This window comes from Gilliamella sp. B3801, from assembly GCF_026536645.1.
GTDB classification, from domain to species: domain Bacteria; phylum Pseudomonadota; class Gammaproteobacteria; order Enterobacterales; family Orbaceae; genus Gilliamella; species Gilliamella apicola_I.
In genome coordinates this window covers 59,195-73,302 of the sequence record NZ_JAFNNR010000004.1, presented here as the reverse complement: position 1 = coordinate 73,302, position 14,108 = coordinate 59,195, and the positions used below count along the sequence as shown (strand labels likewise).

Below are 14,108 nucleotides of genomic sequence, written 5' to 3'. Positions count from 1 at the left end.
TTTTGAATTTGATTATAGTGTCGCTTTTAATGCCTGTGCTAAATCAGAAATAATATCATCAATATGTTCTATCCCAATAGACAAACGAATCATTTCTTGGCTTACTCCTGCCTTTTTCAGTTCTTCATTATTAAGTTGCCTATGCGTAGTTGATGCAGGGTGACAAGCTAATGAGCGTGTATCGCCTATATTGACCAGACGAATAATTAATTTTAGTGCATCAATAAATTTAGCACCTGCAGATTTTCCACCTTTAATACCAAACGATAAAATGCCAGCAGGTAAATGATTATCCATCTGTTTTACCGCTAAATCATGTTCAGGATGATTATTAAGACCAGCATAGTTAACCCATTCAACTTGTGGGTGTGAGATTAGATATTTTGCAACGTTGAGTGCATTTTGACAGTGGCGTTCCATGCGCAAAGAAAGGGTTTCAAGCCCTTGTAGTATCAAAAAAGTATTAAATGGCGATAGTGCAGCGCCCATATTGCGTAAAGGGATTACTCGACAACGTGCAATGTAAGCCGCATCACCAAAGGTATCCGTATAAGAGACACCATGATAAGATGGATCTGGTTGAATAAGCATTGGATATCTATCCGCATATTTTTTCCATGGAAACCGTCCTGAATCAACGATGATTCCTCCAAGACTATTACCATGCCCACCAATATATTTAGTTAATGAATGCACGACAATATCGGCACCAAATTCAAATGGTCGGCAAAGTGCAGGACTGGCGACGGTATTGTCGACAATTAACGGAATACCATGTCGATGTGCGATGTCGGCAAGTTGGCTTAAATCAACAATATTACCTGCAGGATTGCCAATACTTTCGCAATATATGGCCTTGGTTTTGTCATCAATTTGCTGTTCAATAGCCACTAAATCATTATGAGGTGCAAATTTGGTTGTAATACCAAAATTAGGTAAGGTATGGGCAAATAAATTATAAGTGCCGCCATATAATTGCGAAACAGAAACAATATTTTCGCCAGCAAAGGTAATTGCTTGAATAGCATAAGTGATAGCCGCCATGCCCGATGCAACAGCTAAAGCACCAATACCACCTTCAAGCGCAGCGACTCGAGCTTCGAGTACGGCGTTAGTTGGGTTGGTAATACGGGTATAAATATTGCCAGCGACTTTTAAATCAAATAAATCTGCGCCATGCTGTGTATCATCAAAAGCATAAGAGGTTGTTTGATAAATGGGAACAGCAACAGCATGAGTAGTGGGTTCAGGGGTATAACCTGTGTGAAGTGCAATGGTTTCTGGTTTCATGATTGAGCCTCGTCGGAATAACAAGGCTCTATTTTGTACAAAAATTGAAGAAAAAGTAAAGTGTTATAAAACCATTCTTACAATATCTATTTCACCTAATTCTTTATATAAATTTTCAATCTGATCAATGTGTGTTGCATTAATAGTAATCGACACAGAATGATAATTCCCTTTACTGCTAGGTTTGATTGACGGACTGTAATCACCCGGTGCGTGACGTTGGATAACGGACACGACTTTATCAACCAGTTCTGGTTTAGCTTCTCCCATGACTTTATAAGTAAAAGAACAAGGAAAATCTAATAATTCTTTTAAATTTGTTTTCTGTTGCATAATTTTATGTTTCTCACGTAATCGGTATGTTTGGAGTATTACTACCAGGAATAACAGTCATATATAGGCGCTTTGATGTTCTTCAAGTGATCAAGCATAAACTTCGCTTCTTAAAGTATTCAAATTGATCTATGATAGATTAATTTTATCACAGCTTAGTTAGCATTATCCTATAAATTATAAAAAAGGTTGAAAAATATGTTAGCACACTCCGATGATAGAGAACCTTTTGGTACATTGTTAGGTTATGCCCCAGGTGGCGTTGCCATTTACTCTTCTGATTATGAAACATTAGACCCAACTCAATACCCTGATGATGCCTCTTTTCGAAGTTATTCCGGGCATGAATACATGGGATATAAATGGCAATGCGTTGAATTTGCAAGGCGTTTTTTATTTCTTAATTATGGTATTGTTTTTACAGATGTCGGCATGGCTCATGAAATTTTTTCACTTCGTGTCTTAAGACAAGTCATCAATGAAGCGATATTGCCTTTACAAGCTTTTGCTAATGGTGGTAAGAAAAAACCTGAAGCTGGCGCATTACTTATTTGGGATGATGGTGGTGTTTTCGATAGAACGGGTCATGTTGCTATTATTACCGAAGTCTTTGAAGATAAAGTTCGGATAGCTGAACAAAATGTTATTCATACCCGATTACCAATTGGTCAACATTGGACTCGTGAATTGAGGATGACGGTCACCGACGATGGTTATTTGTTACATGATACGTTTGACGATACCACCATATTAGGTTGGATGATTCAAACCGAAAATACACAATATAGTCTACCACAACCAACCGTACCGGCGCCTTTACTGGCTATTCATAGTCAACATATTGAAAATCAAGGTCAATTTGATATTAACTGGCTTAATGAGCAAGATAGTTTAGAAAATGCTTATATCCAAGCGGCAGGGCATGCAATTAGTCATGATGATCACTACCGATATTTCACTATTTCTGAAAGTGCCGAGCAAGAACTTATTCGAGCGACCAATGAGTTACATCTTATGTATTTACATGCAACCGATAGAGTACTAAAAGATGATAACTTGCTGATGAATTTTAATATCCCCGAAATTTTATGGCCTCGTTTGCGACTGTCATGGCAACAACGACGTTATCAAATGATAACCGGTCGGCTAGATTTTTGTATGGATGAACGAGGCTTTAAAGTTTATGAATATAATGCTGATTCGGCATCGTGTCATACTGAAGCTGGACAGATACTACAAAATTGGGCAATACAAGCTGGGCTGAATGTTGGCGTAAACCCTAGTGCTGGGTTGCTTAATGCATTAGCGAGTTGTTGGAAGCATAGCGATGCACAAGCTTTTATCCATATTATGCAAGATAATGATAATGAAGAAAATTATCATGCTTTATTTATGCAAAAAGCCCTAACACAAGCAGGATTTAAGAGCAAAATTTTACGAGGTTTGAGCGGCTTAAAATGGGATAAACGCGGTCGATTAGTTGATGATGAAGATCGTCAAGTAACCTGTGTCTGGAAAACATGGGCATGGGAAACCGTATTAGAACAACTTCGTCAAGAAAGTGAAGCCCAAATAGCCGGATTACCAATCCGGACTTGGCATCCAGAAAATGCGGTAAGGTTGATAGACGTTCTTTTACGTCCCGAAGTCACTGTATTTGAACCTTTATGGACAGTTATTCCAAGCAATAAAGCGATTTTACCGGTGCTGTGGTCTCTATTTCCTAATCATCGTTATTTATTAGAGTCTACATTCGAACTTAATACAAGTTTAGAGAAAAAGGGGTATGCCGTTAAGCCGATTGCAGGGCGTCGGGGGAGTGATATTCAATTAGTCAGCAGCAAAGAAACCATTTTGGGGAAAACAGTCGGTAAATTTGCTAAACAAGAAAACATCTATCAAGAATTGTGGTGTTTACCGAAAGTCGATGATCGTTATTTGCAAATCTGTACTTTCACTGTCGGCGGACATTATGGGGGAACGTGTTTACGTTCTGATCCATCCTTAGTCATTCGGGGAGATAGTGATATGCAACCATTACGAGTATTGACTGATGATATGTTTTTAAAATGACGATTATGGTAAGGTAATTTTGCAGTATGTAAAAAATAAAGTAAAAAAATCTTAACTTATCCTATAGATACCAATTACAACAGCTGGATTTTTCTGTTAGAATTAAAAGATTACAAAAATATCATATGATAATGGAATGGAAAGGTCAGTATGGCAAATACACTACTTAGAACTGGTGATATTAAAGATTTTAAAATGCTTGGGCATGACGGTAAAGCTGCTTACTTAGTGGCAACCCAAATTCGTGAAATGTTCAGAGTAAAAATAGGTAAACAATATGCCGACTATTTAGCCATTCCACAACGTAATGATCAAGGAAATAGGGTTGATTGGTATATTCCTTTTGATTCGGCTCAATATGATATTGTGCCTTGGTCATCTGCCAGCGAATCAGAACAACAATCAGCGCTTCAATTGTTGGCAGCATTTGAACAAAAGGTAGTTGAGCTAGGCAAACAATTAGCTAATAATCCAAACCTTGAAGGCGATCAATTGCTATTTAGTCGCCTAATTTATGATCCTAATCACCGTGAGGACAGCCAAGAACCGAATCTTATGGCGATTCGGTTTCCAAGCAATGAATATATTTATATCGTTAATGGCAAGCCTGTTATTACTTTTTGGGGATTTATTAATCCACAAACTCAACTAACCCAATCACCTTTCAAATGTTTAGAACAATCAGAAAGCACAGCACCTTATGTTACTGAACAAATTGACCCCCCGATAACGTCTAAACGTCCTTGGTGGAAACGTTGGTGGATGTGGTTATTAATGCTGTTGCCACTATTATTGTTATTATTACTACTGTTTTTATTACGAGGGTGCTTTTATCACCCTGAATCATCAATTACACCGTCATTGTCAGTCGATAATGCGGTGAATGTACCGGTTGAGACTGATCGGGACAAAAAACCAGAAGATAAAAAAGGTGAGGATCCTATTCGTGATGTGAATGTTATCCATAGATCGGTGGGTACTAACATAAATCATGATTCGGTGTTAAATACTGACAATCGTAATGACGTAATTGGTACAACTGTTACAGAAGGTAACATTGATGTGACTGATACGCTCAACACGCCTACCACATTACCTGTCGATAGTCATGGTGCAGGTGATGATAATCCACCAATTCATGACATAACGCCTGATAATGCAGATACGACTTCTGATGTTGATAACACTAATCAGAATGAAAACCAGAATCAAAACACAGCAGCTATGGATACCAATAACGCTACACAATCCCAAAATTTAAGTGTACCACCAGATGCAATTAAGCAAGGTTTTATGGATTTTCTTAATGGACAATGGACTGTAGGCGGTGGAATCCAAGATAAATCAACGGGTAAACCATTACGTTTAAACTACAGTTTTGATCAAGGAAATGGTGAAGTTACGGTAATACGTAGTGATGGTGTGAAATGTGTCGGTAAAGTTGGTAGTGGTTTTCAAAACTCAAATTTAAGTATAAAGAGTAATACTGAAGCGCTTTGTAGCGATAATACAAAATATCAATTACCGAAAATAGAGTGCTCAACAAACAGTAACAATCAAACTGATTGTAAGGGAAATTATAATAATGGTACATCGTTCCCGTTAACGATGAAAAAACAATAGGGTAGTATATGCTTCCAGAATTACGCAATTATGGTCAAGAAGTGACTCTTATCATGAACAGTGGTATTCAGTTTCTTGATTTTGCACTTAAAATAGATTGGAAAGACAGCCAATGGCGCAATAAAGCGAATGGGTGCTTTATTGATCCGTCCGAAAGTGGTGCATTGATTCGATTACTAGAAGATGTCGAAAATGGTCAATTTTTTAGTCCTGACAACCCCACTTTTGCGGTTACCCCCACACAAGAAATTAGTGTCGATCAATCCCTAAAATTGTATGACGGTGTTTGGTTACCGATTCCTGTTTTACGGTCGATTCCTCCAGAACGATTTGATAAAGGTCCTCATAACTGGAGCAGAGTAAGAATTGTCAGTATTCCTCAAGGTGAAGATCCCGATGGTAATACGCATCGTATAACATTTGCGTTTGACACTAAAATCTTTGCTAATTTGGATGATGTTGCTTATCTTGCTCCAACTGAAAATGACGTAATGACAGGTGCGATTTTTAGTCTGGCGCACCGCTCTGATCATGTGTCATGGTTTTTAGAACTCAAATGGATTTCCAGTTGGTTAATCGATCTGTTTGAAGAATTAGCGCAGCAACCTGAACGCTTAAAGATGCATAAGGATGATATCCAGCAAGAAATGAATAATAAGGCTTATTATGGGCACTATCTTAATATCATTAATTTGCTCGGTGAAACATTAAATCTACCAACCATTAAAATTGTTTCTAACAATAAAAATGATATTGTGAAATCGATTCCTGTCGATATGATTTTAGATGTGGGTAATTCACGAACTTGTGGCATTTTGATTGAAGATCATGTTCAAGATAAAGACAGTCTTAATCATCGCTATGAATTGGAGATACGCGATCTAACCAGACCTGAATATATCTATAACGAACCATTTGAAAGTCGAGTTGAATTTGCACAAACCTTTTTTGGTAAAGAACACTTTTCGCTACAGAGTGGTCGACGAGATACCTTCCGTTGGCCTAGTATTGTTCGTGTCGGTAAAGAAGCAAGCCGCTTAGCTAGTCGCCGTGAAGGCAACGAAGGTGCAACCGGGCTTTCAAGTCCAAAACGTTATTTATGGGATCAAGATAAGTACGAACAAGGTTGGCGTTTTAACTCTTATTATGTAAAAAGCGATCATGAACCTTTTGCAACGGCAGAGCCCTTTTCAAATTTAATTAATGAATATGGTGAAGCCCTACATATTCTTAATAACAATATTCAAGAAGAATATGATCGTAAAATACCGGTATTCCACCCTAAATATTCACGTAGTTCGCTCATGACGTTTATGTTATGCGAAGTATTGATGCATGCTTTGATGCAGATTAATAGCGTTGCGCAACGTAATAAACTTGAACATGCTAAAACGCCACGTAATTTACGTTCAATTATCTTAACGATTCCGCCCGCTATGCCAAAACCCGAGCAAGCGATATTTAAAAGTTGTGTATATCAAGCTATTGGACTTGTTTGGAAAAGTTTAGGTTGGGATAATTCGGATCATAATATTGATTTTACTCATCCGGAAGAACTTAAACATATTTGGCCAAACATACCGGAAGTTTATATTCAATGGGATGAAGCAACCTGTGGTCAAGTTGTTTATCTTTTCAATGAAACACAAAATAATTTTAACGGACGTAGTGAAGAATTTATTGCTTCAATTGTTCGACCTGACAAAACCAATAAGCAAAAAGTTACCATTGCGACGGTGGATATCGGTGGGGGTACAACCGATTTAGTCATCAACGATTACCATTTAGATTATGGTGCAAACGGGCAACAAAACAGTAGTAATGCCTATATTGTTCCAAGTCAGCGTTTTCGTGATGGTTTTAAAGTAGCGGGTGATGATATATTACTTGATATTATTCAAGATATTGTTTTAACCTCGTTAACCAACGGCTTAAAGCAGGCAGGACTTGCTGATCCAAGCCCAATCTTGTCAACGATTATTGGTTCACAACAACTTTCTATTCAAGATGCGGTTTTACGTCAACAACTGACATTACAACTGTTTACGCCGATAGGTTTGCGAATCTTGAAAGAGTATGAACTTTACGATCCTTTACATAGTGAACAGCAGGTATTTAGCGCAAGTTTTAAAGAATTATTAGAGCATCATGTTATGACTGATAGTGTGCTGAATTTTATTAATGAGCCAATCAAGCGTGCATTAAATAATCCTGACTTTTCAGTACTTAATTTGAATATTGAGATTAATCTCAAACGAATTCATTACCTGTTTATACGTGGTGATTATTACAATATTTGTAAAACGTTTGACGCATTGTCCGAAATCATCAGTTGTTATCAATGTGATGTGCTGTTATTAACTGGACGCCCTTCACGCTTACCGGGTATTCAAAGTTATTTTCGATCTCGTTTATCTATCCCTGCAGGGCGAATCTTGCCACTCCATGGTTATTATACGGGCGGATGGTATCCATTCCATAAACAAGAACGCATTGATGATCCTAAAACCACCGCTGCTGTAGGCGCTATGCTTTGCTTCTTAAGTAAGAATTTAAGGCTACCTAACTTCTATTTTAGATCAACAAATATGGATCTTTATTCAACAGTCAAATACATTGGATTGTTGGATAATTTAAACATGATTAAAAATGAAAATGTCTATTACCGAGATATAAATTTAGATGATCCGGATTATGATTTTCCTGATCTGTCTTTTGAAATACGAGGTACAACACGGCTAGGTTTTAAACAACTTGAAGTTGATCGCTGGCCGGCTTCTCCGATCTATATTTTGACCATTGAAAACGGCGATGTTGCTCGGCGTTTAAGTGCTCAAGGCGTGGTACTTGAAGTGACCTTAGGTATTAAAAATAGGCAAAAAATGGTCGAGAATTTTTATATTAAAGACATAAAAGCATCTGATGGACGAGCTTGCAATAAAAACCAAGATGTTAAACTGAGTTTAAATACAATGGTTAACTCCGGTTTAATCAGTACCCAATATTGGCTTGATAGTGGAATGATAAAACGATGAATAACATAAATGAACAACTGCCTAAATCTTGGGAACACGTTTACTATGCATCAGCAGAAGCAATTGAATGGGTTAATCAAACACGTCATTCATCCAAACGTTTAAATAGTGAAGCAGATAATTTAATTCTTGATTTACGCCGTTTGCGTAATAGCGCTAAACGATTAGGTGAGGTCTCTACCAAATCGGTTGCGGTCGGTTTTTTTGGACTTTCTCAAGCAGGAAAATCATACCTGATTTCGGCACTTGCCGCAGGAGATAATGGCAAACTTGAAACGGTTGTCGATAACCAAATTTTAGATTTTATCGATCATGTCAATCCGGTAGGAAGTGGTAAAGAAGCGACAGGTTTAGTCACGCGTTTTAGTCGAACCGCTAAGGGTGGAATTGCCAACTATCCGTTAGAGTTAAAATTGTTTAGAGAGATAGAAATTGTCAAAATATTAATTAATGCTTTTTTTAAAGATTTTGACCAGCAAAAAGTCTCTAATAAAATTGAATTTTCACAATTAAATCAGTTAATCCAACGGTTGGAAAATAAAAAACAAACCAGTTATGTCGGCGGTATATCGGAAGATGATATCGTTGAACTTTACGATTATTTGTCTGAAAATTTCGGCAACGCTTTAGAAGGATTAAAAGGGGGATATTGGGAAAAAGCAGTACATTTACTTCCTTATCTATCTGTTTCTGAACGAGGCGAGCTGTTTGCGGTATTATGGGGTGGAATTGCAGAGCTAACAACAATCTATATTCAGCTTGCTAATACGTTATCTCGTTTACATCATGCTGAAACTGTGTATGCGCCGTTAACTGTTTTGATTAAAGAGCAAAATGGTATTAAATCGCAAATTGACAGTATTATGAATGTAGACATCTTAGAGCGATTAAATACCGATAAAGATTCATCGGTTACGATAACGCCTATTAACGGTGAACCAACGGATTTATCTTTGGCGCAACTGGCTTTTTTAACAGCGGAATTAATCTTTCCATTAGTGAACAAAACGCGAGTTTCAACATTTGAAAAAGTTGATTTGCTTGATTTTCCGGGATATCGAGGACGCTTGAATTTAATCTCGATTTCAGATGTTAAAGAAGGTAATCCCATTTCTCAACTATTATTACGGGGTAAAGTTGCCTACTTATTTGAAAAATATACCGATAGCCAAGAGATGAATGTATTAGTGGTTTGTACACCTTCTGATAAGCAATCTGATGTGAATGATGTTGGGCCGGTGCTTGAACGGTGGATCGGTAAAACACAAGGTGAAACACCTGAAAAGCGAGCAACCAAAGAAGTTGGCTTGTTATGGGCGATTACCATGTTTGATAAACGGATATGTACATCGTTGACCTTGTCGGAAGATAATCTTAAAAATAGTTGGGGTAAAGGTGGATTATTACAACAAACTATTTTAGAACGTTTTGGAAGTTATGATTGGCTAATGAATTGGTCAAATAATCAGAAATTCAACAATGTTTATTTGGTTCGTAAACCTGGTTTTGATGTACCGTTTTTAAATGTCGATCCTGCTACACGCCAAGAACTGTCTCATAATGAGAATTATCAGACTAAAATGGACGTATTAAAAAAGACTTTTATCGATAATGTTGATGTTCAAGAGTATGTATCTCAACCAAATGAAGCGTGGGATGCCATGCTTAAACTTAACGATGGCGGTATAGGTCGAATTAGTCAATATTTAGAAAAAGTAGCGATTACTGAAGTAAAACAACAACGTATTGTTGAGCAATTAAATGAAAAAATTGATTACATCACAAATATGCGTTTTGATACGTGGTACCAAGCTGGTAGTGATGAAGAACTTGGTAAGAAAAAACACGTTATCGCAGATGTGGTGAAAGAGTTGCAGGGTAAAGCATTGTTATTAGGTGAATTACTCAAAACTTTAGAATTGCCGGATCAAACAATTCGAGCTTTGTATCATTCCAACCATGTAGAAAACCAGATAGCTAAAGATAATGATGATAATTTAGTCGGCAATTTATCCAATGATTTTGGCTTTAATACTGAATTTGACCTTTTTTCGGACATGAATAGCAATTTAACCAGTAAGCCAGCAGTGACTTTGCCGACTGAATCTAAATTTGCTAAGAGTGTTTTTACAACTTGGTTAGAGCACTTAAGAAATATCGTGCTGGATCAGCATATTTTACAGTTTTTTGGTTTAAGCCAAAAATCATTATCTTTTATTGTTGAAGAGCTTATTACAGGAGCCAATCGTTTGAAGATTGAACAAAATTTAACTGAAAAAATCTTAAATAACGAAAATACTGGCAGTAAACGTGATGATCTTGAATCAAGACAGATAAGTACAATTCATACTCAATTATCTGATTATATTGCGTGGTTAGGTTTTATTGAAGGTCAGGTGGATAACATTCCAATGAGTCGTGTTAATCATGGCAAGCGTATATTTGCATCACCGTTAAATGAGTTTGTTATGCAATCATCTCACCAGTTGCCAAAATTGGATAATAATACTAAAAATTATTCTCAATTTGCGATATTTGATTGGTTTATAGCTTTTGCTACGCTTGCACAAGAAAATGTCGGACATCATGCCGGACGGGAAATAAGTCAGGAACAAAATAGTCGTCTGGGTGAGATTTTGGCATGTTTTAAACAATCACAAATTAAATTGGATGATTTCTTGTAAATTAATGCAATAACAAAGTGAAGTGACAGGATAGAGGACATTATGGCATTAAGAATCGAATTAAATGGTTATAAACCAGGTATAGCTAAATTTTTGGCATATAAATGGAATGGTAGTGCTGATATTGAAATATTGATTCAACGTAATCAGGATAGTTATTATTTGTCTGGATTAAATCAATGGAGTCCAGAAAAAAGTTGGCATACGTTGGCTGATATGACTGTCGAACATGAACAGTTAACCGGGCTTGTTGGTGAATGGCTGGTTGATTCGTTATTAACTCAAGAAAGTACTGCACGATTTTTGGTACAGATTCGTGATAAGCAAAACGAAAATTACAGTGACCGAGGCGTCATTAACATAGCTGATGGTGTGATGACGTCAGCTGCATTAAACACGGTTACTACTACGTCTGATACGCATCTTGAACCTGAGGAGTGTGTAGATGTAATCCCCGATGACGAAAAAATGGATGGCGAAACACAAACCATTTACGAGCCTGAAATCGAAGAACAAATTATCGAAGAACCTGTTGAACCCGTCGTTGAGGAAGTCGTTACATCCGTACCCACATCTGAAACTGTAACGGATGAGACGTTGACACAACCGATTAAACAAAAAAGAAAATCAGGTTTAATATTCGGCTTGATCATTGCTATTTTACTGGTAATTGTTATGGGTATCGCAATTTGGTATTTTCTATTCTTCCAAAATCAACAAGCTAAAGACGCTGAACCGGCTATGTTAGGTCAATGTAGTTTAAGTCAAGTAGGTGATGATGATCTCACTTTTATTCAAAAATGTTTGCAAACTAAACCACTGACTCCAATGATTATTCAGTTGATCAATGATGCTAAAAAAGCAAAAAAATGTAATATTGCTCAGCGGTTATATGCTAATCAATCACAAGTAAATTCAACCATTGCCATTTTGTATGCCAAAGAATATGACGAAAAGTATTATCAAGCTAATAGCTGTTTTGAAGCTGATAAAGAAACGGCTATTTATTGGTACGAAACCGCATTGAATAATGATCCCGATAATAAAGACGTAAAAGCACGGTTAGCTGAGCTACAAAAGTAGGTAGGAACAAAAATGGAAAATTTAGCTATCTCAAAAATTATGTTTGTATTGAGCTTAACTTGTTTACCCTTGATAAGTTTTGCCAATGAACCGCTTAAACAGCAAGGTAAAACAACACTGTATCAACGCGTACTAAGTACGCCAACGTGTGAGTTAAAAAAAGATATTAGCGAGGTTACAGGACAGCAAGTTCCTGCATTTTCTCGCTATTATGTTTATGAACGTAAAAATCAAAATAACCAAGAATGGTTAAGTGTTGGGCCTGATTCCTATGGAAAAACGGTAGGTTGGATTAATGGCTCATGCGCAATTGAATGGAATATGCAAATGACCTTGGTTTTTACTAATCCGGTTGAACGTGATCCTTTGCTATTTTTTAAAGATAAAGATTCACTCACGGCAATTGTTGATTCTGAACATCCAGAAACATTATTAAAACCCATTCGTGAGGCATTAAACGTTAACCAAACTTCGCCAAAAGTTATCGCTCAAGAGCCGGCGGAATTTGTTGATTTTAAAAATAACTTCTATTTATTACCTATTTTACAAGGTGAAGAGGTCATGAATGGACAAGGGTTTTATGAGCGTATATTAGAAGTCGCCTCTGTCAGTAAACAAGATAAATTAGTGGCAACAACTCAGAACGTTAAGTCATCCACTACCACTCAAAAAACAGATGATAGTACTAATCAAGTCGCTCCTTTTAAAGCTGCAATTGTGTTTGTGATAGACTCAACGATTTCCATGGATCCGTATATTTCAAGAACCAAAGAGGCCGTTGAACGCGTTTATCAGCATATTGAAAAAGAGAAGTTACAAGATCAAGTTAAATTTGGCTTGGTGTCATTTCGATCAAGTTTAACCGCATCCGATAAACTTGAATTTGTCACAAAAGTTTTTGCCGATCCAAACCAAGTAAAAAATCGTGAAGATTTTAAAAAACTCAGTGCATCACTTAAACAAGCCTCGGTATCAACGGCTTATTTTGCCGAAGATTCATTTGCGGGGGTTGCACAAGCGTTGAATGATATTAATTGGAACAGTTTTGGTGCGCGTTATATGATTCTTATTACGGATGCAAGTGCAATTCCGGGGGATGATAAACTTTCAAGCACCGGTATGGATGCTGCGCAATTAAGGCTTGAAGCACAGCATAAAGGGGTTGCGATTTATGCACTACATTTAAAAACGGCAAGTGGCGAAAAAGATCACCAAATTGCTGCGACGCAGTATTCTGATTTAACGTACAATGATTTTATTCATAAATCACTTTACTACCCTGTTAATGCCGGTAATGTGAATGAGTTTGGTCAAAAAGTTGACTCTTTAGCCAAAGCCTTAGCCGAGCAAGTGAAACTTGCTTATAAAGGTGAAGCGTCAATAGGTAATGCGATTAATGCTAAAGATAGTAATGCCGATATGTTAAATGATGCATTATTACTGGGTAAAGCTATGCAGTTGGCTTATTTAGGTGAAACTAATGGGTCTAAAGCGCCTTCGGTCTTCAAAGCGTGGATTGCTGATAAAGATTTTATTAAACCCACTATTCCAACAGCTGAACCTCGAATCTTATTAACTAAATCTCAATTAAGTGATTTAAGCGATATTGTTAGTAAAATCGCCAATGCAGCAAATGATGGATTAATTTCTGCCGATGATATGTTTTCGCAGCTACGATCGGTTGCTGCTGCTATGGGGCAAGACCCAAGTAAATTAAAATCGAACGCAGTCACAAAAATTGCCGATTTGGGGTTACTTGGGGAATATTTGGATAATATCCCTTATAAAAGCGATGTAACGGGGTTGGATCAAGAGACGTGGAAAAGTATGAGTGGTCTTGAGCAAGAAAAATTTATTCGTAATTTAAATAGTAAAATTCGTTATTATCAGAAATGTAATGCGGATGTTGATCGTTGGATTTCATTAGCGGAAGGTAGTGATCCTCGTGAAAATGTTTATCCTATTCCTTTAGAGATGTTACCGTAAA

Annotated in this window: 8 protein-coding genes; 6 read left to right on the top strand and 2 right to left on the bottom strand. The window is 37.0% G+C overall.

Annotated features, from left to right (window positions below):
• Positions 1–12: 12 nt before the first annotated feature.
• On the bottom strand, positions 13–1,290 hold the full coding sequence (locus tag J3U14_RS04385) for a bifunctional O-acetylhomoserine aminocarboxypropyltransferase/cysteine synthase (protein WP_267350383.1): 1,278 nt from the start codon (positions 1,288–1,290) through the stop codon (positions 13–15).
• Positions 1,291–1,353: 63 nt separating this feature from the next.
• Positions 1,354–1,623: a DUF493 family protein YbeD gene (ybeD, locus tag J3U14_RS04380; protein ID WP_065558632.1), complete on the bottom strand. Its 270-nt coding sequence runs from the start codon at positions 1,621–1,623 to the stop codon at positions 1,354–1,356.
• Positions 1,624–1,821: 198 nt separating this feature from the next.
• On the opposite strand from ybeD, the gene gss reads away from it, so the two are divergent.
• The 6 genes from gss to J3U14_RS04350 all read left to right on the top strand — a co-directional run bounded on the left by gss (position 1,822) and on the right by J3U14_RS04350 (position 14,107).
• The gene (gene gss / locus J3U14_RS04375) at positions 1,822–3,696 is read left to right on the top strand and encodes a bifunctional glutathionylspermidine amidase/synthase (protein WP_267350385.1); all 1,875 of its coding nucleotides are present in this window, start codon (positions 1,822–1,824) and stop codon (positions 3,694–3,696) included.
• A gap of 150 nt (positions 3,697–3,846) precedes the next feature.
• Positions 3,847–5,319: an SrfA family protein gene (locus J3U14_RS04370; protein WP_267350387.1), complete on the top strand. Its 1,473-nt coding sequence runs from the start codon at positions 3,847–3,849 to the stop codon at positions 5,317–5,319.
• An 8-nt stretch (positions 5,320–5,327) separates the two neighbouring features.
• On the top strand, positions 5,328–8,354 hold the full coding sequence (locus J3U14_RS04365) for a virulence factor SrfB (RefSeq protein WP_267350389.1): 3,027 nt from the start codon (positions 5,328–5,330) through the stop codon (positions 8,352–8,354).
• Positions 8,351–11,038: a putative virulence factor gene (locus J3U14_RS04360; protein WP_267350391.1), complete on the top strand. Its 2,688-nt coding sequence runs from the start codon at positions 8,351–8,353 to the stop codon at positions 11,036–11,038. The genes J3U14_RS04365 and J3U14_RS04360 overlap by 4 nt, the downstream gene beginning before the upstream one ends.
• 42 nt (positions 11,039–11,080) lie before the next feature.
• On the top strand, positions 11,081–12,121 hold the full coding sequence (locus J3U14_RS04355) for a hypothetical protein (protein WP_267350393.1): 1,041 nt from the start codon (positions 11,081–11,083) through the stop codon (positions 12,119–12,121).
• Between the two features lie 12 nt (positions 12,122–12,133).
• Complete coding sequence (locus J3U14_RS04350; RefSeq protein ID WP_267350395.1) at positions 12,134–14,107, top strand: vWA domain-containing protein; 1,974 nt, start codon at positions 12,134–12,136, stop codon at positions 14,105–14,107.
• Position 14,108 lies beyond the last annotated feature (1 nt).

What these genes read in the sequence shown, in the direction of transcription:
- J3U14_RS04365 (WP_267350389.1), top strand. Translation starts at nt 5,328, where the DNA reads ATGCTTCCAGAATTACGCAATTATGGTCAAGAAGTGACTCTTATCATG.
- J3U14_RS04355 (WP_267350393.1), top strand. Translation starts at nt 11,081, where the DNA reads ATGGCATTAAGAATCGAATTAAATGGTTATAAACCAGGTATAGCTAAA.
- J3U14_RS04360 (WP_267350391.1), top strand. Translation starts at nt 8,351, where the DNA reads ATGAATAACATAAATGAACAACTGCCTAAATCTTGGGAACACGTTTAC.
- J3U14_RS04350 (WP_267350395.1), top strand. Translation starts at nt 12,134, where the DNA reads ATGGAAAATTTAGCTATCTCAAAAATTATGTTTGTATTGAGCTTAACT.
- J3U14_RS04385 (WP_267350383.1), bottom strand. Translation starts at nt 1,290, where the DNA reads ATGAAACCAGAAACCATTGCACTTCACACAGGTTATACCCCTGAACCC.
- J3U14_RS04370 (WP_267350387.1), top strand. Translation starts at nt 3,847, where the DNA reads ATGGCAAATACACTACTTAGAACTGGTGATATTAAAGATTTTAAAATG.
- ybeD (WP_065558632.1), bottom strand. Translation starts at nt 1,623, where the DNA reads ATGCAACAGAAAACAAATTTAAAAGAATTATTAGATTTTCCTTGTTCT.
- gss (WP_267350385.1), top strand. Translation starts at nt 1,822, where the DNA reads ATGTTAGCACACTCCGATGATAGAGAACCTTTTGGTACATTGTTAGGT.